Source organism: Flavobacterium cupriresistens, assembly GCF_020911925.1.
Classification (GTDB): domain Bacteria; phylum Bacteroidota; class Bacteroidia; order Flavobacteriales; family Flavobacteriaceae; genus Flavobacterium; species Flavobacterium cupriresistens.
Genome location: NZ_CP087134.1, coordinates 1,608,997 through 1,631,063 on the forward strand (window position 1 = coordinate 1,608,997; position 22,067 = coordinate 1,631,063).

Below are 22,067 nucleotides of genomic sequence, written 5' to 3' on the forward strand. Positions count from 1 at the left end.
TTTTGTTTAAATTCGTTTTGCTAGTTTGTTGACTATTAACCAAAAAACCATTACAATATTATGAATGCATTTATGATTTACCTGCCAATTGTCATGGCAGTTTTAGGATTACTTTTCATGGGAATAAAAAGGAGTTGGGTTTTAAAACAAGATGCCGGCGACGGCAAAATGAAAGAGATTTCAGATCACATTTATGAAGGGGCGCTTGCTTTCTTAAAAGCAGAATACCGATTATTGACAATTTTTGTGATTATTGCAAGTGTTGCATTGGCAGGAATTACCTTTATTCCGGGAGTTAAAACACATTTATTAATTGTAGTTGCCTTTATTTTTGGAGCACTCTTCTCTGCTTACGCTGGTAATATAGGGATGAAGATCGCTACTAAAACTAACGTTAGAACCACTCAGGCTGCCCGTACAAGTTTACCGCAAGCTTTAAAAGTTTCTTTTGGAGGAGGAACGGTAATGGGACTGGGTGTTGCCGGTTTGGCAGTTTTAGGTTTAACCACCTTTTTTATAATTTTCTTTACGCTGTTTTCCGATGGAGTTTGGAAAGATACAGAAACGATGACCGTTGTTTTGGAAACATTGGCCGGATTTTCATTAGGAGCAGAATCAATCGCATTGTTTGCCCGAGTTGGTGGTGGAATTTACACGAAAGCAGCCGATGTTGGTGCTGATTTAGTGGGTAAAGTAGAAGCCGGAATTCCGGAAGATGATCCTCGTAATCCGGCTACAATTGCAGATAACGTAGGAGATAATGTAGGTGATGTTGCCGGTATGGGAGCCGATTTATTCGGATCTTATGTCGCAACCGTATTAGCCGCAATGGTTTTAGGAAACTATGTGATTAAAGATATGGGTGGAAATATTCAGGACGCCTTTGGCGGAATAGGCCCAATTTTATTGCCAATGACAATTGCCGGTTTCGGAATTTTATTCTCGATTATCGGAACAACATTGGTAAAAATCTCAGATGATAATGCAAAAGAAGCACAAGTGCAAAAAGCATTAAATATAGGAAACTGGGTTTCGATTGTTTTAACGGCGATTGCCTGTTTCTTTTTGGTAAAACACATGTTACCTGAAGTAATGACAATGGAATTCTTTGGAGAAGGAGCACAACAGATTTCTTCAATGAGAGTTTTTTATGCTACTTTGGTTGGATTAGTGGTTGGTGGAGCCATTTCATCCGTTACAGAATATTATACAGGATTAGGTACAAAACCGGTTTTGGCAATTGTGCAAAAATCATCAACAGGAGCAGGAACCAATGTTATTGCAGGTTTGGCAACGGGAATGATTTCGACTTTTCCAACCGTATTATTATTCGCAGCCGCCATTTGGATTTCCTATGCATTAGCAGGGTTTTACGGAGTAGCCTTAGCAGCATCAGCAATGATGGCCACTACAGCAATGCAGTTGGCAATTGATGCTTTTGGTCCAATCTCTGACAATGCCGGAGGAATCGCAGAAATGAGCGAATTACCAAAAGAAGTTCGTACCAGAACAGATATTTTAGATTCAGTAGGAAATACAACTGCTGCAACCGGAAAAGGATTTGCGATTGCTTCAGCCGCCTTGACTTCATTGGCTTTGTTTGCGGCTTATGTGACTTTCACAGGAATTGACGGAATCAATATATTTAAAGCACCCGTTTTAGCAATGTTATTTGTGGGAGGAATGATTCCGGTAGTGTTCTCGGCTTTAGCGATGAATTCGGTAGGAAAAGCAGCAATGGACATGGTTTACGAAGTACGTCGTCAGTTTAAGGAAATTCCTGGAATTATGGAAGGAACCGGAAAACCGGAATACGGAAAATGTGTTGAAATCTCTACTAAAGCAGCTTTACGCGAAATGATGTTGCCTGGAATTTTAACGATTGGTTTCCCTATTGCAATTGTGTTGTTGGGAAAATTGGTTTATGCCGATAACAATCAGTTAATCGCAGAAATGCTTGGAGGATATATGGCTGGAGTAACTGTTTCAGGTGTACTTTGGGCTGTTTTTCAAAATAATGCAGGAGGTGCCTGGGATAACGCTAAAAAATCTTTTGAAGCCGGAGTTATGATTAATGGTGAAATGACTTATAAAGGATCCGATGCACACAAAGCAGCGGTAACCGGAGATACAGTTGGAGATCCGTTTAAAGATACTTCAGGTCCATCAATGAATATTTTAATTAAACTGACTTGTTTGATTGGTTTGGTAATTGCACCAATCTTAGGGGAAGGACACGGTACAGATACAGCCGGAATGGCTGCTTCCTGTTGCAAAAAAACGGAAATACATGCAGGACATTCGAAATGTGGTGATGAATCTTTAATGGCAGGAATGACCAAAGAAGAATGTGTTAAAATGTGTAAAGAAAAAGGCTGTACGCCGGAAGAGACTGCAAAATGTCTGGCTAATTTTGATGCAAACGGAAAATATGTACATCAAAAAACAGATTGTTTTGATACAAGTAAATATGAGAAAAAACGTCTTGAGGTTAATTTATCTACCGTAGATGGTGTTACAAAAGGAACAGTTACTAAAACGGAAAACGGAAAAACAACTACAGAAGTTTTTGAAGGAACAGAAGAAGAAGTTAAAGCAAAAATTGAAGCAGCAAAATAAAAGTGCTGTGGCATAAAAATAAAAATGCCTCTGGATTTCCAGAGGCATTTTTTATTGATTTAAGGCGTATTCTTTAATTAAAGTTGAGGCAGGGATGTGAAGGGCCTCGTTTAAAATTCTAATTTGTTTTATGGTCAAAGCTCTTTTGCGCTTAAAGATTTCAGATACTCTGGAGCGACTATTTAAGATAACTCCTAAATCTGCGTCTGTAAGACCATTTTGCTCCATCATAAATTTTATGGCTTCAATTGGATCAGGTTCAGGAATTTGATAATGTATTTGTTCATATTTTTCTATAAGTGTTACCAAAATATCTAATTCATCACCTTCACTGGTATTTGGTTTAGCGTTGAAAAGAGTATTTACCCTTTCAAGTGCTAAGTCATAATCTTTTTCTGTTTTTATAGGTTTTATTTCCATATTGCTATAAGTTTTTAATGTCTTTTAGATTGTTGTATTCATCATGAGTTCCAACAAATAGAATGTAGACAATTTGAGTATCGTAATTAATTCTCTGTAGCTTCGAAAATTGTTTGGATTAAGATCAAAACACACTCCGTTTGTCATTTCGAGGTACGAGAAATCACACACGTAACTCGACAAAGAATGGTCGCTCACTATGCGGAAATCCTGGTGTGATTTCTCGTGCCTCGAAATGGCAATGAAGAGAAAAAAAGATAGTAATAAGAATAGAATACACTCGTTTTGTCATTTCGAGGCACGAGAAATCACACAAGTAGCTCAGCAAAGATTAGCGATTTTCTACACGGAATTTCTGGTGCGATTTCTCGTACCTCGAAATGACAAACATGGAGTGTTTTTTTTAATAAGCTAAATTTTTACATCCAATTTTTTATTGCTCTACAACTTTTGAACTTGATATCTTAATCCAATTATTTCAAGTCTCTAAAAATAAGCAATAAGTTGTAAACTAAAAATCCCCCTTACTTTTTGAATGAGGAGGATTTATATTCGTTTGATTTGCTGTTAAAACAATCCGTTCAATTCGGCATCAATTCGGTTGATGATATTTCCCAGGTCTTCTGGATTATCAACAAAATTGATATTGTCAACATCAATAATTAATAATTTTCCTTTTGTGTAGGTCTGAATCCAGGCTTCGTACCTTTCGTTCAGACGGCTTAAATACTCGATCGAAATGGAGTTTTCGTACTCACGTCCGCGTTTGTGAATTTGTCCGACCAAATTAGGAATAGAACTTCTTAGGTAGATTAATAAATCGGGCGCTTTTACCAACGATTCCATTAATTCGAATAAGGAAGTGTAGTTTTCAAAATCGCGACTGGTCATTAATCCCATCGAATATAAGTTGGGAGCAAAAATATGAGCATCTTCGTAAATCGTTCTGTCCTGGATGATTTTCTTACCACTTTCGCGAATTTGCAATACCTGACGAAAGCGACTGTTTAAGAAATAAATCTGTAAATTAAAGGACCAACGTTCCATTTGATGGTAGAAATCATCTAAATATGGGTTGTCTACCACATCTTCATAATGAGGTTCCCATTTAAAATGTTTGGCCAGTAACTTGGTTAATGTTGTTTTACCAGCGCCTATATTTCCTGCTATTGCTATGTGCATTACGGTGTTACGATTTTATAATTGATGATTTCTTTAAATGTAAAAATAGATAAAATTTGGTCTTTGTAGCAGAATTTATCAAAGGTTTTTTCTGAAATTTCTATTTCAGAAATTGCACTTGAATTTGTATCTGAACTGCTTTTAAAATACAATAAATTGTTTGTCCTGAAAATATATTGGTGTTGGTCGATAATTTCGATTTTATCAAAATCAGGGACTTTTCCCAGAGCTGTTATTTTTCCGAAAATATCGCAGGAGAACCAGTTGTTTTTCTTGTCTATCCAATAAAAAGCATTAAAATCGGTTTGATAATATTGGATCGTTTCAGTCAATGGAGTCGAAACGATTTTATATTCATTCTTCAGATAGTCAAAAAGTCCAATTTGTTGGTTTAATGTGTTATAAACCCAAAGTTGATTCTGCGTTGACATACCTATAAACGGAACTACAATTGGGATATTGTTTTGAGAAAAATTAATCTCCGTGATTTTATTCAATTGATTATCGAGTAATATAACACTATTAAAGTCTTCGTAAAACAAAACCATTTTAAGCGGATTTTGCAGGTCGACTTTAGTTAAATTTCCCAGAGAAACATTTTTGTACTCAAAAACCTCATTGCCTTTAATTTTTCGAAAGACATTGTCTTTTATCAAATAATAATACCCAAAAGAATCGTATCCCAGAAATTCATCAGCATCAATTTTTAAATGAGAAATAGTATCAGGCTTTATTTTCTGGCCTTGCGCAAAGAATACTGTGGAGTAACCGGCGATAAAAAAGATTATTAAAAAACGGCGCACTGTTTGGCTCATGATACTCTGGTTTCTAAGAGCCAAATTACAAAAAACTATAGTAGAAATAGCGTAGGAGATTAGATTTTACGGCTAAACCTTTTTAGAATGCTACTGTTTATGCTATAGCTTCAGGAGTTGATAGGGTAAAGGTCTAGACGTCTTTAAGTTTTGTTTTGAAATAGACTATTCCGCCACGTATAAAGTGTTTTTGAGATAATAGAGTTTTTGTAGTATTTTAATCACTAAAAAATAGAATTTTGTGACTGTAATTGGAGTAAGAATGAAATATCTTTGCGCAAAATTAACAATCCAAAAAGAATAGAAGCATGCGCAATTTTATATGGAGTTTTTCACTGTTCATTTGTTTAATATCGGCCTCTTTTTCTCAAACAAAAAGTATCGAGAAAGGAAGTTACCTATCAACAAACAGAGGACAAAAAATCAAACTAAATTTATTAGAGAATAACAAGTACGAATTTATATTGTATTCCGGTGATTACAATATAAAAGGAGATTCCTTATTGTTCGCTCAAAATAAGAGTGTAGAGGAAGGTTTTGATCTTGCTTTTGTAAAGGATAAGAAGGCGAAAAAAATTAAAATTAAATTTATAGATTCTTCTTTTTATCCCTTTTACATAGGAACGCAGAAAGGAAATGATGCCATTCAATATCAAAAACTTTCAGATATTAAGACCCAAATTGATCCAGAATGGAGAGAGGCGGACCTCACATTTGATATTGATAAAAGCGATTTTTTATATTTAGTATTAGAAGGTCACGAAACTGAGACTAAACTTTGTAAGTACGCTTTGCCAAAGGATGTTGCTGAAGTAACCATTAAATACAATTCGGATCTTTCGGGTGACTTAAAAATTTCCGGATTTTTGGACAGGAAAACCAATGGGCTTCGAATATCAGATAAAGGAGGGAAGAACCCGTTGACTTTTGTAAATGAAAAAGAGCAGAAATTAGATAGTGAAGTAAAAGTTACAGCTCTTGAAAGCCAAAATATTGCTAATTGGACTTATCCTGGCAAAGAGGCTTTGATTGATGAAGGTTTTGGTGTCGAAGCCGTTACTTCGGATAGTATCGCCGGTATAAATGAGAATGAATATGAGTCTCCGAAGTTCGATTTTAAACTTAAAATCGAAAATAATTTAAAGGATGCTATTGCAGCAACTAAAAATGCAAAAACAAAATTTTTGGTCGTTTATTCAAACGATAAGAATTCTTTTGCGAAAGCCGATTTTGATCACTTTGTGAAAGAACGCGAAGCAGAAGTTTCAGCTAATATGTACGATGCTTATAACGCTCAATTTGATGTTTTTAATTACTACTTAGCGAGTGCTGATGATAAAAATTGGCTTAAAAAGAATAAGTTGTTAAATAATCCTGCTGTGGTTATTTTAAATGGTGACGGTGCTGTCTTGACTAGTTCGAAGACTACTTTAGAAGACGAAAAAGCAGAGTTTAATTTTTATAATGGGTTTCCAAAAAAACTGGAGAAAGCCAATGCTTTGTATACTTTTAATAAGGTAATCAGAAATAAAAAAGCGACAGACGCTGATCTGGTTTCGGCTTTTAACCAAGTCTCCATTTTGAAGGATTATGAGGCTGGTGGTGAGACGATAGATGAAATAGCTTCGACAGGTTTTAAGTTGGGCAAATTCACTTTTAATAAAAAAGAGGTTTTACAAATCTGGAAAAAATTAATCGAAACACATCAAAAAGATACGAAGCCGAACATGCTTTTGGTTGAAACAATTCTGCAGGAAATTAAGAATCAAGGATTTTATAAGTTGTTTTTTAATGAAGACAGAATGTTTAACAGTACTGATTTTCTTGCGATTGATTATTTAATTAAACATTATGATGCGATTGAAGCGACAAAAGGTCTGGAAGGAACAGGTTATAGCAGACCGGTAAACGTTTTTTTAACGGATGAAATTTCAACCGCTTTACAGACAAATGGGTCTGGTTTAGGAGATGAAAGTTCGGAGAAAGCAAATAAGAATCAAATCATTAAGACTTACAAAAAGTTAATCGCATCCGGTAAGGGTAGCTTTTTTTGTTATAAAAGTTATTTTGCTATTTTGGAAGAGGAGCCTGCCTATACGAAAGAGTTTGGTGGTTTCTTTAAAGAGTATTTATCATTAGAAAAAGGTAATCCGTTTGAAAGATTAGACGGATTGTACCAGACATTTAATACTTCTGATGAGTATTCTTTTGATGGATGGAATTCCTTAAAAGAATATTACTCTGAACTGTGTAATTCAGCTGCCTGGAAAGTAGTTTCAGAACCGGAAAACATTGACTTTGTAAAAACCGCAATTGATTGGTCTGAATACAGTCTGATTATAACGAAAAACAATCCGTACTATTTAGATACATTAGCGCAGTTGTATTATAAAGACGGACAAAAAGAAAAAGGGATTGAAACTCAGGAAAAAGCATTGCAATACTCCGGTACGGTTCAGGACGAAGAGACAGTAAACGAAATGAAAGCAGTTCTGGAAAAAATGCAAAACGGCACATATTAGAACTTAATTTATTAAAAAAACGCGACAGGTTTCTTAAATCTGTCGCGTTTTTTTAGTGATTTCGGCTTCAAGCTTATTGCCTACCACCAACAATTGTTATTTGACACCAATCATTACTTTTATTTGATAATAAGAAATTACTTTTTTCTTCTTCTCTAATTCTCCGGAGACATTAAGATAAGTAAGCAGAATACGGTATTTATCAGTCTCTATTAGTTGGGTGATTTTTTGATCTGTTGGATGCGATCCAAAGCCGGTATTTTCATTAATAAAAGGAATAATTTTTAAAGGAATGACCTCTCCATTAATAGTTAAATCAGTACCATAGTCTTTTGTTTTGGCATAAAGTGAATAACTTTTATTCTCAATTTTTATGCAGTCAATACATTCAAACTTACTGTTATCTGATAAATGGAAAGACATATCAAAACCATGAATATTTTGTACCGTAGTTTGATCGTTTTCATAATAAGAATAATTTATTGAAGTATCCTCTTTTTCTTCATACATTGATCTGTATTCATAACCCAGTGCTTTCATTATTTCGTAATCACTTGGGAATTTATCCTTTTTAAGCAGTGGTTTTAATTCTTTTTCAGCGTAAGGAACCATAATTTCAACGCCATAATTTTCTTCTAAAAAAGATACAATACTGCTGAAATCCTGTTCTTGTTCAAAGGTTAATTTTTTTGCTTTGTCTTTTTGAATATAAGATTGAAATCGCGATAGCTGACTGTTTTTTGAAACCGAATTAGCACTTTGCGGTCCAACAATAGAAAATAATCCTGCAAGGCACATGCTTATCGGAATGAATTTAATTTTAGGTTGCTTTTGAATTAAAAAATACAAAACAACAACCCCCAGCCATATTGACAATAACAAGACATAATACCTTTCGTGTGTGAAACCATACAAGTTGATTCGGTACAAAATAGCCCAAAACAATAGCCCCAGTAAAGGAATTAATAAAAAGTAGAACCAACGATTAAAGGTTTTCATCCAAAGATTGCCCTTTTCATTTGCAATCGGATGTACCAGTAAAAAAGAAAGGATTCCAAAAATAGCAAATACTAAAACAAGATAAGAAACCCAACCTACGGGTAATGATAGTGTGATCAGGATTTTGGCTTCGTAACAAATAAGAATTATCAGGTAAAGGCTTATCAAGGGCAATAATATAAATTGAGTAAAGTTTTTAAGACCTTTTGGATAACTCAATTGTAATGGATTTTCCTGATTATTAGTTTCAGGAACCCCATTTAAAAAGAAAATGGTATTGAAAACGCCCGTAATAGTAAAGAAGATATAAAGATAAATTCGATCGTAAAATTCAAAACCAAACAGTTTTTCGATCGCCAATATGGCTAACGCCAAACCACAATAAAGAACCATGCTATATAGCCCAGCAGTCAGAATTCGGAGAAAAAGTTGTTTGTTGAATTCCCAAAATTCCTCCTGATGGTAAGTTTTGGGTAAAAAGCCGGCAAAGGAAACCAGTAAGTGTAAAGCAATATTGAGGACTAAAAATTCTTGAGCTTCTACATCCGTAATATTTTTTTTGAAACTAAAAACAAACGCAATAAGTAAACTGCCTAGAATAAAACTGCTTAAAAAACGTAATAAATTGCTTTTTTTTGAAGCTTGGAAATACAAACTCACTGAAAGAAATAAAATCAGACAAAGCGAGCAGCTCATGACTGCTTTTATGTAAAACTCCTGTGGTCCACCATATTTTTTTTCTTGTAGAATTATAGCGAAAATGGTTCCGAGAATGGCAGTGAGCGTTTCCAGAGGGAACCGAAGTACTGTTCTTTGTGTGGCCTTTATGACGTTTTGTAACGAAGGTAATTTACTCATATTTTAACTGTTATTTTAAACATTAAAGAAAGTAAATAAACAGCTATAAAAAAAGGCTTTCTAAATTTTTAGAAAGCCTTTTTTTATATAGATTTTAGATTGAAATTACAATCCAAAAGCAGTTTTTACCTGGTCAACAAAATCAAGTTTTTCCCATGTAAATAACTCCACTGTAACTGTTTTTTCGTTTCCTCCCGGAGCAGAAAAAGTTTTTGTTACCGTTTCAGGTTTACGTCCCATGTGTCCGTAAGCTGCAGTTTCGCTATAAATTGGATTTCTTAATTTCAAACGTTGTTCGATAAAGTAAGGACGCATATCAAAAATAGCCTCTACTTTTTTAGCGATTTCGCCATTCGTTAAGTTTACTTTAGAAGTTCCGTAAGTATCGATAAAAATACCCATTGGTTGAGCAACACCAATTGCATAAGAAACCTGTACTAAGATTTCATCAGCAACACCTGCAGCAACTAAGTTTTTAGCGATATGACGTGTAGCATAAGCAGCACTTCTGTCTACTTTACTTGGATCTTTTCCGGAGAAAGCACCACCACCGTGAGCTCCTTTTCCACCGTAAGTATCAACGATAATTTTTCTTCCTGTTAAACCAGTATCTCCGTGAGGTCCTCCAATTACGAATTTTCCTGTTGGGTTAATGTGGTATTGGATTTTATCATTGAATAAATGAGCGTGAGCTGGATTTTTTGCAATGATTCTTGGAATCAAAATATCAATAATGTCTTTTTTGATTTTAGCCAACATGGCAGTCTCCTCATCAAAATCATCGTGTTGAGTTGAGATTACAATAGCATCAATACGGGTTGGTTTGTTATCATCACTGTACTCTAAAGTTACTTGTGATTTTGCATCAGGACGTAAATAAGAGATCTCTTTGTTTTCGCGTCTTAAGATGGCTAATTCCTGTAATAATTTGTGAGATAAATCAAGTGCCAAAGGCATGTAATTTTCTGTTTCGTTAGTTGCGTAACCAAACATCATTCCTTGATCCCCAGCGCCTTGCTCTTCTGGCTTAGCTCTGTCAACACCTTGATTGATATCTGCAGATTGTTCGTGAATTGCTGAAAGAATTCCACAAGAATTTGCTTCAAACATATACTCACTCTTAGTATAACCGATTTTGCGGATTACTTCACGAGCGATTTGTTGAACATCAAGATAGGTATTGGATTTTACTTCGCCAGCCAGGATTACCTGACCAGTTGTAACTAAAGTTTCACATGCTACTTTTGAGTTAGCATCAAATGCCAAAAAGTTGTCAATTAATGCATCCGAAATTTGATCTGCAACTTTGTCTGGATGTCCTTCACTAACAGATTCTGACGTAAATAAATAAGCCATAATAATTTATTAATTAGATAATTAAAATTAAGCGAGGTAAAAAAATTGCTAAAAAATGCTAAAGGAGAGTTCCTGCTTTAGCATTTTTTACTACTGAAATCAAAACATTTCAGTATTCATAACGAACCATTTCATTATGAAGAGGTTGCAATCAGTTCAAATTTTTCCTCTGTATTCGGGTGCAAAGTTATAAAACCATTTTGATTGACAAATTAAAGTTTTGTTTTTTTTATTTATTGTACAGAAATTTAACATAACATACTAATTCGATAGGGTAATGGAAATATTTTGGGTTTTTGTTTGGTGGTTCCAAAAAAAGTCCGCAAATTTGCCCCATCAAAACGAAAGAAAACAAAATAAACATGAAATCAATCTCAAAGAATATGTCTTGTATGATGCCGGAAACTTCCGCAGAGAGACTATTGTAGACTATGTTTTCAGCTATATATAAAGAACCTCTGCCAATCTGCAGAGGTTTTTTTTTTGTCGAAAACGAAATAAAAATAACAAGCAACATTCAATAACAAACAGCATAAAAAAACCTAATTCAAATACAATGAAAAATAAATTACTATTAATTTTTGGCTTGGCTACCATCTCGGGATTGTATGCTCAGGAGAACAAAAAAGAAAAAGATACTTTACAAAACAATGAACTGTCAGAAATCACAATAGTGGGGTCAAGAAGTAAAAACAGAGTAAAAACAGACGTACCTGTTCCTGTTGATGTATTCAATATAGCTGAAATAACAAAAGGGGCTCCACAAACCAGTGTAACCCAAATATTAAATTATGTTGCACCATCCTTTACCAGTAACCCAACCTCTACTGCAGATGGAACAGATCACGTTGATCCGGCACAATTAAGAGGTTTAGGTCCCGATCAGGTTTTGATTCTGGTAAATGGCAAACGCAGACATACAAGTGCTTTGGTAAACATAAACGGATCACCGGGAAGAGGGTCTGTCGGAACTGATTTAAATGCAATTCCGTCTTACGCGATTGAGCGAATAGAAGTATTGAGAGATGGAGCTGCCGCGCAATACGGTTCTGATGCCATCGCCGGAGTAATCAATATTGTATTGAAAAAGAATGCAAAATACGTTTCAGGAGATATTCAGTACGGGGCAAATGTATCTTCAGGCTCCAATAATTTTAAAGGAGGAAGTGACGGACAATCTTTGCAATTAGACTTAAACTACGGTACCTCTTTAGGAAAACAAGGAAGTTATCTGAATGTTACCGGAAGTGCCGTAACTAGACAAGCTACCAGTCGTGCTGGAATTAGAAGTAACCCTATTTTTAATGCCTATAACGCGGTCGAAAACAGAGCGGCTCAAGATGGCGTTCAGGTCAATTCGTTGTTCAGTAATATTAATGCAACGCCAAATTCAGGACAAATCATCAGTACATTACAGCAATATGCGCCACAAGTAAGTTATTTTACACCGGCACAGCAAACCGCGATTTCTTCTGCGAGCACAATTGCTCAGATGCAAACTGCCTTAAATTTTGATGTAACGAATAATGAATTGAATTACAGAGGACAGCAAAGAAGTGACTATAATATGAGTGTAGGTCAGTCAGAATTGGCAACAGGACAGTTGTATTTCAATGCTAAATATCCTTTGACTGAGATTACTTCCTTATATTCCTTTGGAGGACTGTCTTATAGAAACGGAAAATCATACGCCTTTAACAGACTTCCAAATGCTTCGGGAGCTTTTACCCAGGTATATTCAAATGGATTTTTGCCTGAAATAGAATCAGACATCGTAGACGCTTCTGCTGCTGCGGGAATTACAACGCAATTGTTTGGTTTTGATACTGATTTCAGTTCAAATCTGGGGACAAACTCTTTTAAATACGGAGCAAACAATACGATAAATGCAACTTTGGGAACACAATCTCCATCTAGTTTTGATGCCGGTAAAGTTTCATTTTTACAAAGTACAACCAATTTGGATTTTAGTAAAAAACTGGATGTTTTAGAAGGACTGAATGTTGCTTTTGGTGGAGAATTCAGATATGAAAACTATCAGATTAAAGCAGGAGAACAAGCCTCTTATGGATTATATGATGTAAACGGAAATTTTGTTTCCGGTACATTGCCAACAACTTCACCATTAATTGTGACTGATTTCTTCGGAAACAAACGTGGAGCAGGAGCGCAGGGATTCTCAGGATTTCAAGCTACCGATGCAAAAGAGAAAGACAGAAAAAGTGTAGCAGCTTATGTAGATTTAGAATTAAACCCAACAGAAAACTGGCTTTTAAACGGAGCAGCACGTTTCGAAAATTATTCTGATTTTGGAAATACGGTTACGTTTAAATTGGCTTCACTTTTGAAATTAAATGATTTCATCAATTGGAGAATTTCGGGACAAACAGGTTTTAGAGCACCTTCATTGCAACAAAAATATTTTGAAACCAGCTCTACTCAATTTATCAATGGTGCTCCATACCAGGTGGGGTATTTTACAAATGACTCCGATGCGGCAAAAAGCATTGGTGTAGCAAATTTAAAACCGGAGAAATCTAAAAGTATCAGCACTGGTTTTACGTTTAAAATTCCAGAAGCCAATATCACCATTTCTACCGATGCCTATTTTACAAGAATCGATGACCGAATTGTTTTAACAGGACAATATGCAAGACCAACAGACGCACAAATTACGGGTGCTACCTCACCGGAACAAGCAGAAGCATTGACCCTGTTTCAGGAAGCATTTGATTTAAAAGGAGTAGAAAGAGCCTCATTCTGGACAAACGGAATCAATTCTGAGACAAAAGGAATAGATGTAGTAATTTCTCAGAAATATAATGTAGTAGCCGACTTCACAATCAGAAATGATTTTGCGATCAGTTATAATGAAACCAAAAGAGTAGGAGATTTAAATGTTCCTCAGTCTATTATTGATGCAGGAGGAGAACCTTTTAAATATTCGTTTTTTCCCGAGTCAAGCAGAGTTTATTTGGAAGAAGCAATTCCAAAGTTGAAGGCAAATTTGACCACCACTTTTAATATCAAGAAATTGGATATTTATTTAAGAAACAGCTATTTCGGAAAGGTAACAGATCCCGGAGCAACAGATGTAAACTTAGACGGATTTTCTTCTGTGTACGAACATCCGGAATACAGCGCAAAAATTGTGACCGATTTGTCTTTAGGATATCAGATTAATGAGAAGTTCAGAATTACGCTTGGAGTTAACAATATAGGAGATGTATATCCGGACCGAAACAATCCTTCAACACCTGCCTTTACCAATACAACCCCAACTTTGTCTCCTGCACCGAGTACCGATTTAAGTAACGCAAATCAATTTGCTTATTCAAGAGCCGTTTCGCAATTTGGATTAAACGGAAGATTTGTTTTTGCACGATTAGGGTTCAAGTTTTAAATAAAAAATAAAAAAATCCCTTTCAGATTCAAAATTGCTTTAAGCTTGATTTGAAAGGGGTTTACAAAGGATTGGAGCAAAATTTATGTAGCTTAATTCTTTTTAAATGTTAAATTATACATTTTTTTTTGGTAGTTAAAAAATAGTTACTATATTTACTCTATCAAACTAGTAGAACTAAAAAAAATCTAAAAGTTTTTAATTAATACAATTTTATAAAATGAAAACAATAGCAGACAAAATGATAATGTGTTGTATGATGCGTAAATGCGTTCCGGTCTGTTGTTGCCAAAAGTGAAAGATAAAATCTTTGTTATAGTTAAACTATAAGCCCTTTTGGTAAGCCAGCCAAAAGGGCTTTTTTTATTTCATCATTTTAAAAAATTACAAGTATGAAAACCACAGCTAAAAGTTCGAAAGCAATAGAAGCAGATTTTAAAATAAACAGCAACATTATAGAGAAAGTAACTCAAGTAAAAGAAGAGTTGAGCCTGGAAGGACACAAATCATTACTATTTCAAATGTATGCAGTAGAAGAAGAAGACCTTTATTTTTAAAAATAAATCAATAACAAACTAAAATACTATTAACAACACTAAAAACTAAGAAATTATGAGCACACAAAAATTTGCAACAAACGCACTACACGCTGGACACGATGTTACTAAAAATGCAGGAACAAGAGCCGTGCCTATTTACCAGACATCATCGTATGTTTTTAACAATTCAGATCATGCAGCCAATTTATTCGGTCTTGCCGAAGCCGGATTTATTTACACCAGATTAAACAATCCGACAAACGACATTTTAGAGCAAAGACTAGCGGCGCTCGAAGGTGGAATTGGAGCAGTCGTTACCGCATCGGGAACCGCTGCAATCGCAACAACGTTCCTGACTTTGTTAAAATCCGGAGATCATATAGTAGCATCAAACAGTTTGTATGGAGGGACTTACAATTTGTTGAAAGTAACTTTACCCCGATTAGGCATAACAACGACGTTTGTTGATCCGTCAAAAGCAGAAAATTTCTCCAAAGCGGCAAAAGAAAATACAAGAGCCTTTTTTGTAGAATCTTTAGGGAATCCAAAATTAGATGTATTGGATTTGGGTGCCATTTCGAAAGAAGCTAAAAACTTCAAAGTACCTTTTATTGTAGATAATACGGTAGCCACTTCTTATTTGCTAAAACCAATTGAATACGGAGCAAATATTGTAATTCACTCTTTGACTAAATATATTGCCGGAAACGGAACTTCGCTAGGAGGCGCTATTATTGATGCCGGAACTTTTGATTGGGCAAACGGAAAATTCCCGGAATTTACAGAACCTTCTCCGGGTTACCATGGTTTGGTGTATCATGAAGCGCTTGGAAATGCTGCCTTTATCACAAAAGCGAGAATCGAAGGTTTGCGGGATTTTGGTTCAGCTTTGAGTCCTTTTAATGCCTTTCAGATCATTCAGGGATTAGAGACATTACCAATCCGAATCAAAAAACATAGCGAAAATGCTTTGGCTTTGGCCAAATGGCTAGAGAAACAAGATGAGGTGGCCTGGATAAATTATCCGGGATTAGAGTCCAGTAAATATTTTGATTTAGCCAAAAAATACCTGCCTGAAGGACAAAGCGGAATCATCACTTTTGGATTGAATGGCGGTTTTGAAGCAGCTAAAAAAGTAGTTGACGAAACAAAATTGTTTTCTCTTCTGGCCAATATTGGAGACACAAAGTCCCTAATCATTCATCCGGCAAGTACAACACACCAACAATTGACAGAGGAGGAGCAAGCAGAAACAGGAGTTTCTAAAGACTTGGTTCGTCTTTCTGTTGGAATTGAGGATATTGAGGATTTGATCGCTGATTTGCAAACCGTTTTCGCAACGGTTAAAAAAGAGGCATACAGCATCAATAAAAATTAAGGTTTTTTTGTTTTTTGTTTGAAAAATTGCCTTTAGCAATATGATTTTTGCTAGAGGTGATTTTTTATAAAAACAAAATTTAATATAAAGTTTAAACCATATAAGTACGATAAGTTCAGGTAAGCTAAGGTCGAATAGTAAAAGGAACTTAAATGTCTTATATGGTTAAATTAATTAAAAACAATTCTGTTTTTGAGTCATTTTAAAATTAAAAATTATGTCAAAGCTTAAAATAAACATTGTCCTTTTCGGGATCGGTAATATCGGAAGTACCTTAATCAATCAGATTATCGAAAGCCAGGAGTTTTTTCTGCAAAACAAAAATGTTGACTTTCATTTTCCGATTATCACCAATTCTACCGTAGCTTTTTTTGAAAAAGAAGGTGTCGGGTACGCGTGGGAAACCAATTTTGTAGAATTGGCAGTGCCTTTTAGAGTGGAAGATATTATTGAATTTGCAAAAGAAAATGAATTTGAAAATCTGATCGCTGTTGATGCAACGGCGAGTGAGGAACTGATAGGCCATTACAATACCTTAATTCAAAACGGATTTAATATTGTCGCGGTAAATAAAAAAGCCAATACGTTGCCTATTGAGCTTTATAAAGAAATAAGAGAGAATCTTAAAAAGTACGATAAAGAGTTTTTGTATGAAACCTCGGTAGATACAGGAGTTCCGGTTTTGCAGACTTTAAGAGATTTGTATTACTCAGGAGAAAAAATCACTAAAATTCGCGGTGTTTTCTCCGATAATCTGAGTTATGTTTTTAATCAATTCTCTTCAGAGGAGGCGACTTTTTCTTCTATTTTAAAAGATGCCAGTCTTTTAGGATTGATGCGTTCTACTTTTAAAGAGGATTTATCAGGAAATGATACAGCACGGAAACTATTGATTCTAACACGGGAGATAGGGCAGGACTTTGAACTTTCGGATATAAAAATCAATCCGTTGATTGAAGAGGCGCATCTGGAGAAAAACGGTACACTTAATAAAGAAGCGGTTGACCGGTATTTCAAAATTGCAAAAATTACCCAGTCAGACAATCATGTGCTTCGCTATATAGGAGAATTTGATGTTCAGAAAAATACATTGGAAGTCAAATTGGTTTCTGAACCCATTACTTCGGCTATCGGACAATTGAAAGGTTCCGATACGATTTTTGAGATTTATACCCAATCTTATGCGGCTGTGCCGATTGTGATTAAAAGTGCTTCGGCTTGTAAGCAGGCAATTTCGCGCGGCATTATTACCGACATCCTGAAAGTGGCTGAAAAAATCAGAAATAAAGAAGCTGTTTGGTTGTAAGTATAAGAACTAAAACACTGAAAAATGTTCTTTGATAAACTGATTTGCAGAGTTGATATGGAGTGTGTAAACCTATTTTTTAAGGCCCTTTATGGCTTTTTTAAGAAATTTTGCTTTTAGAAGCTATTTTTTAACATTTAAATAATGTTTTTTAACATTTTTAGTAATTAAATTCTTCATTTCCATTTGTGTAATAAAATTATTATTCTGATATTTGTAAAACCCAAAAAGCTACTAATCACATGAATTTAAATGCCTACAAAATGTTTTGTGTCATTTCGGTTAAAACCGTGGGGATGTCTTTTGCTTAATATTGTAATACAATAAAAATATAGCAAAGCCTCCCAGAATTTTTTGAGAGGCTTTTTAAATTTATACGAAATGCAGAATTTTTTTAAGATAACAAATAAATCACAGATGAATCAATCGTTACAGATGAATAAGATGTTTAATGTCGCAAGTATTTGCGCATACGTCTGTTGATTCCAAAAGTAAATACAAGTTTGTAAAACTTATAACCCTTTTGGCATCTGAAACCAAAAGGGTTTTTTTATTCCATTGGGTTGCCTTAACAAAATAGTAAAAGATTAATAAACATAATAATACACAACTGAACTAAAACTTAAATATCATGAGTGCAACAAACTACTTAGCAAGAACATTTTCTAGATTGAAAAACGGCAGGACAAAAAGAAACAACCCGCCACCAACAAACGAATTGATCCACCCAAGTTTTGGAATTACCGAAACGGATAAAAATGCAGAAAAAAAAGCACCAAATTCATTGTTGTTTTTAATGTATTCTAAAGAGAATGAAACCCTTTTCATCTAAATCGAAAAGAGTCATAAAATAGGGTGAAACCGGCTTAATTTTACTGGGCATATTGTTCGGTAATTTTTTGCGTATAATAGTTTCAGATTAAACTATTTTCATAAAATAAAAGATTCAGTTCAGATAAATTTGCTTGTTTAAGAAAATAGTAGTTAATTTGCACCGTTAAGTTCAAAAATGTATTGAAATGTTATAAAGAAAGGACGAGGGATTAGACCCGATGAATCCTTAGCAACCCTTCGTTAATTCGAAGAAGGTGCTGCATTCTACCACGCCCAAACGTGGAAAGATAACAATAAGAATTTTTCTAGTTTCGTCTAGACTTTCTTTCTAATATTTCCTCATACAAATCAATAATACAACAGATTTGAAATTGGAAAATATACCAACCCTTATTAGCATACAAAATTTCACCACCGAAAATGGTGCAGTTTATCATTCGTTACCCTTAAGTTTTACGATTTCGGGCTTACCACTCTATAGCGCGCCTATTGTTTTGGTTAATCATGCTTTGACAGGAAACGCTGAGGTAACAGGTGAAAACGGTTGGTGGAATGACCTGATCGGAGAAGGAAAAACAATTGATACTAATGTCTATACGGTATTAGCGTTTAATGTTCCCGGAAATGGAAATGATTCTTTCTTAATAGAAAATTACCAGGATTTTACAGCCCGGGATATTGCGAGGATTTTTATAAAAGGACTCGATTTCTTAAAGATAGAGCAGCTTCATACCATAATAGGAGGCTCTGTAGGAGGTGGAATTGCATGGGAAATACTGGCTTTAGAACCCGCTATCACACAAAACTTAATACCAATTGCAACAGACTGGAAATCGACAGACTGGATGATTGCAAATTGTTACTTACAAGAGCAAATCCTGAACAATTCTTCAAAACCAATAGAAGATGCCAGAATTCACGCTATGTTATGTTACCGCTCTCCCGAATCATTCAAAGAAAAATTTCAACGTACAATGAATTCAGACCTTTCTATTTTTAATATTGAAAGCTGGCTGGCACATCACGGAGAAAGATTGCAAAAAAGATACCAATTGTCTTCGTATAAATTAATGAATCAATTGTTGAAAACGATAGATATTACCAGAAACAGCGCCGATTTTGAAACGTTGCTATCTAAAACGGATGCGGCGATTCATATTATCGGAATCAATTCAGATTTGTTTTTCACAGCAAAAGAAAACAAGGAAACGTATCAGGAATTAATAAAATTCAAAAACAATGTTTTTTATAGCGAAATAGATTCAGTACACGGACATGACGCTTTTTTAATAGAGTACAAACAACTAGATTATTTACTTGCCGATATTTTTAAGGCAGAAACAATAAAAAAATAAAATGAAAATATTAAAATTTGGCGGTAAATCGTTATCAAACGGAGAAGGACTTAACAAAGTAGTTTCCATTATTACAGATAAAATCAATCAGGGCGAAAAAATTGCCGTTGTCGTTTCTGCCCGCGGAAATGCTACTGATGAATTAGAAGATATTTTAAGTATTGCTTCTAAAAACGGTAACTATAAACCGTTATTAGAAAGTTTTAAAACGTATCAGGTTTCAGATTACCCACAAGTTGATCTGTCTGAAGAATTCAGTATTTTGGATAAACTTTTTGAAGGCGTAAGTCTGATTGGAGATTACAGTAATAAAATCAAAGACCAGATTTTGTCTAAAGGCGAATTGCTTTCGGCTAAATTATTGACGGCAATTTTGATTGAAAAAGGAGTTCCTGCTAATTTTGTGGACACCAGAGATTTACTGAAAACGGATTCGAAATTTGGTGATGCCCAGCCTTTGGAACAGCTTTCTAAGAAAAATGTGATCAATTATTTCAAAGAGCATAACGGATCTACAGTGAATATTGTAACCGGTTTTATCGGTTCAAACAACAATAATGACACTACAACCTTAGGAAGAAACGGAAGTAATTATACCGCTTCGTTGTTGGCAAATTATTTAAATGCAGAAGAGCTTCAGAACTTTACGCATGTTGACGGAATTTATACTGCAAATCCTGATTTGGTTGCCGATGCTAAAAAAATCGAATATTTATCGTTTAATGAAGCAAACGAATTGGCCAATTTCGGCGCTACTATTTTGCATGCCAAAACAATAATTCCGTTGTTGGAGAAGAGTATTCCACTTCGTATTTTGAATACATTTAACCATGAAAATCGCGGAACTTTAATCACTTCAGAGTCTGCAAAAGAAGGAATTAAAACACTTTCTGTTTTAGAGAACTTATCTTTAGTAAACCTTGAAGGTCGTGGATTACTTGGGAAATCAGGAGTTGATGCCCGTATTTTTAAAGTAATGGGTGATCACAATATCAGTGTGAGTATTATTTCTCAGGGATCTTCTGAAAGAGGAATTGGTTTGGTAGTTGCAACAGATAAAGCTACTACTGCCATGATCGAACTGGAAAAAGAGTTTGAGAATGATTTTTATTCTAAAGACGTAAACCAAATTACAGTTACAGACAATGTTTCGGTTATTTCTATTATTGGTCAGGATCTGAGTACTTTTCACAAGCCTTACACGGCTTTAATCAAAAATAAAATTGTACCGATTTTGTTTAATAACACGGTTACGGGTAAAAACGTGAGTTTGGTAGTTAAAAAATCAGAATTGCATAAAGCCTTAAACGTAATTCACGGAGAGATTTTCGGAGTTTCCAAAAAAATCAATATTGCCGTTTTCGGTCATGGATTGGTTGGGGGAACTTTGATCAATCAAATTCTGGAATCTACTGCTGCTATTGAAAAACGCAAAGACATCAAATTGAATGTTTTTGCAATTGCCAATTCTAAAAAGGTACTTTTAAATAAAAATGGAGTAACATCAGATTGGAAAAATGACATTCAGGATAAAGGAGTTGCGTATACTATTAATGACATTATTGCCTATGCAGATAAGCATCATTTAGAGAACTTAATTGCGATTGATAACACGGCGAGTGCTACCTTTGTGGAAAACTATATTTCGTTGATTGAGAGCAGTTTTGATTTGATTTCGTCTAATAAAGTGGCCAATACGTTAAGTTATGGTTTCTATAAAGAATTGAGAAAATCATTGGCAGATAATCAGAAGAATTATTTGTATGAAACCAATGTTGGTGCAGGATTACCGTTAATTGATACGATAAAATTATTGCACCTTTCGGGTGAAAATATCACTAAAATAAAAGGAGTATTCTCGGGAACTTTGAGTTATTTGTTTAATAATTTTTCTGCAAAAGATGCTCCGTTTAGTGAGATTTTGCAAGAGGCAATTGATAATGGTTACACAGAACCGGACCCGCGTGAGGATTTATGCGGAAATGATGTAGGTAGAAAATTATTGATCCTGGCTAGAGAATTGGATTTGCAAAATGAGTTTGAAGAAATTTCAATTCAAAATTTAATACCGGAACATTTACGTGAAGGAAATGTTTCTGATTTCTTAACCAAACTAAAAGAATTTGATCCGATTTATGAGAAGATTAAAGCCGATCAAAAACCAAATCATGTGTTGCGATATATCGGAGAATTGTCCGGAGATTTACAAAATGACAAGGGGATTCTGGAAGTAAAATTAGTTTCTGTGCCTTCAGATACTGCTTTAGGCGGATTAAAAGGTTCTGATTCTTTCTTTGAAATTTATACAGAATCTTACGGAGACCGACCAATCGTAATACAAGGAGCCGGTGCAGGTTCTGCCGTTACCGCAAGAGGCGTTTTTGGTGATATTTTGAGATTGTCAGATAAAGAGTAAGAGATTTTAGATTTATTCGCTAACTTGTTATTTCGACAAAGAAGAAAAATTAAACACAAAAAAAT

General features: G+C 34.8%; 16 protein-coding genes and 1 riboswitch. Of the genes, 10 read left to right on the forward strand and 6 right to left on the reverse strand.

Annotated features, from left to right (window positions below; genetic code table 11):
• The first annotated feature begins 60 nt into the window (after positions 1–60).
• On the forward strand, positions 61–2,619 hold the full coding sequence (locus LNP23_RS07245) for a sodium-translocating pyrophosphatase (RefSeq protein WP_047772831.1): 2,559 nt from the start codon (positions 61–63) through the stop codon (positions 2,617–2,619).
• A gap of 51 nt (positions 2,620–2,670) precedes the next feature.
• Here the strand turns inward: LNP23_RS07245 and LNP23_RS07250 are convergent, their stop codons facing one another.
• The 4 genes from LNP23_RS07250 to LNP23_RS07260 form a co-directional block, all read right to left on the reverse strand.
• Complete coding sequence (locus LNP23_RS07250) at positions 2,671–3,039, reverse strand: helix-turn-helix domain-containing protein (RefSeq protein WP_230004417.1); 369 nt, start codon at positions 3,037–3,039, stop codon at positions 2,671–2,673.
• Positions 3,040–3,043: 4 nt separating this feature from the next.
• Positions 3,044–3,130 carry a type II toxin-antitoxin system HigB family toxin gene (locus tag LNP23_RS22930; protein WP_395426694.1) on the reverse strand — a complete coding sequence of 29 codons (87 nt, stop codon included), beginning with the start codon at positions 3,128–3,130 and terminating at the stop codon, positions 3,044–3,046.
• 476 nt (positions 3,131–3,606) lie between these two features.
• Positions 3,607–4,221 (reverse strand): deoxynucleoside kinase, encoded by a 615-nt coding sequence (locus LNP23_RS07255; RefSeq protein ID WP_047772834.1) that lies wholly within the window; start codon positions 4,219–4,221, stop codon positions 3,607–3,609.
• The gene (locus tag LNP23_RS07260; RefSeq protein ID WP_230004418.1) at positions 4,221–5,036 is read right to left on the reverse strand and encodes a hypothetical protein; all 816 of its coding nucleotides are present in this window, start codon (positions 5,034–5,036) and stop codon (positions 4,221–4,223) included. The genes LNP23_RS07255 and LNP23_RS07260 overlap by 1 nt, the downstream gene beginning before the upstream one ends.
• Before the next feature lie 308 nt (positions 5,037–5,344).
• Between LNP23_RS07260 and LNP23_RS07265 the strand changes: the two genes are divergently transcribed.
• Positions 5,345–7,558: a hypothetical protein gene (locus LNP23_RS07265; protein WP_230004419.1), complete on the forward strand. Its 2,214-nt coding sequence runs from the start codon at positions 5,345–5,347 to the stop codon at positions 7,556–7,558.
• Between the two features lie 96 nt (positions 7,559–7,654).
• Here the strand turns inward: LNP23_RS07265 and LNP23_RS07270 are convergent, their stop codons facing one another.
• Both LNP23_RS07270 and metK read right to left on the reverse strand, forming a co-directional pair.
• Entirely contained in the window at positions 7,655–9,415 is a 1,761-nt protein-coding gene (locus tag LNP23_RS07270; protein WP_230004420.1) for a DUF4153 domain-containing protein, read from the reverse strand.
• 105 nt (positions 9,416–9,520) lie between these two features.
• Positions 9,521–10,771, reverse strand: coding sequence for a methionine adenosyltransferase (gene metK, locus LNP23_RS07275; protein WP_047772842.1), 1,251 nt, complete (start codon positions 10,769–10,771; stop codon positions 9,521–9,523).
• Positions 10,772–11,048: 277 nt separating this feature from the next.
• On the opposite strand from metK, the gene LNP23_RS07280 reads away from it, so the two are divergent.
• The 8 genes from LNP23_RS07280 (at position 11,049) to thrA (ending at position 22,002) form a co-directional block, all read left to right on the forward strand.
• Positions 11,049–11,222 carry a hypothetical protein gene (locus tag LNP23_RS07280; RefSeq protein WP_165579334.1) on the forward strand — a complete coding sequence of 58 codons (174 nt, stop codon included), beginning with the start codon at positions 11,049–11,051 and terminating at the stop codon, positions 11,220–11,222.
• Positions 11,223–11,327: 105 nt separating this feature from the next.
• Positions 11,328–14,174 (forward strand): TonB-dependent receptor plug domain-containing protein, encoded by a 2,847-nt coding sequence (locus tag LNP23_RS07285; protein ID WP_230004421.1) that lies wholly within the window; start codon positions 11,328–11,330, stop codon positions 14,172–14,174.
• 392 nt (positions 14,175–14,566) lie between these two features.
• Positions 14,567–14,731, forward strand: coding sequence for a hypothetical protein (locus LNP23_RS07290; protein ID WP_230004422.1), 165 nt, complete (start codon positions 14,567–14,569; stop codon positions 14,729–14,731).
• Between the two features lie 55 nt (positions 14,732–14,786).
• The gene (locus LNP23_RS07295) at positions 14,787–16,091 is read left to right on the forward strand and encodes an O-acetylhomoserine aminocarboxypropyltransferase/cysteine synthase family protein (protein WP_230004423.1); all 1,305 of its coding nucleotides are present in this window, start codon (positions 14,787–14,789) and stop codon (positions 16,089–16,091) included.
• A gap of 217 nt (positions 16,092–16,308) precedes the next feature.
• On the forward strand, positions 16,309–17,397 hold the full coding sequence (locus LNP23_RS07300) for a homoserine dehydrogenase family protein (RefSeq protein ID WP_230004424.1): 1,089 nt from the start codon (positions 16,309–16,311) through the stop codon (positions 17,395–17,397).
• A 631-nt stretch (positions 17,398–18,028) separates the two neighbouring features.
• Positions 18,029–18,229: a hypothetical protein gene (locus LNP23_RS07305; protein ID WP_047772852.1), complete on the forward strand. Its 201-nt coding sequence runs from the start codon at positions 18,029–18,031 to the stop codon at positions 18,227–18,229.
• 187 nt (positions 18,230–18,416) lie between these two features.
• A riboswitch (SAM riboswitch) is annotated at positions 18,417–18,525 on the forward strand.
• Positions 18,526–18,602: 77 nt separating this feature from the next.
• Entirely contained in the window at positions 18,603–19,586 is a 984-nt protein-coding gene (locus tag LNP23_RS07310; protein ID WP_230004425.1) for an alpha/beta fold hydrolase, read from the forward strand.
• Between the two features lies 1 nt (position 19,587).
• Positions 19,588–22,002, forward strand: a complete 2,415-nt coding sequence (thrA, locus tag LNP23_RS07315) for a bifunctional aspartate kinase/homoserine dehydrogenase I (protein ID WP_230004426.1) — start codon at positions 19,588–19,590, stop codon at positions 22,000–22,002.
• The last annotated feature ends 65 nt before the right edge of the window (positions 22,003–22,067 follow it).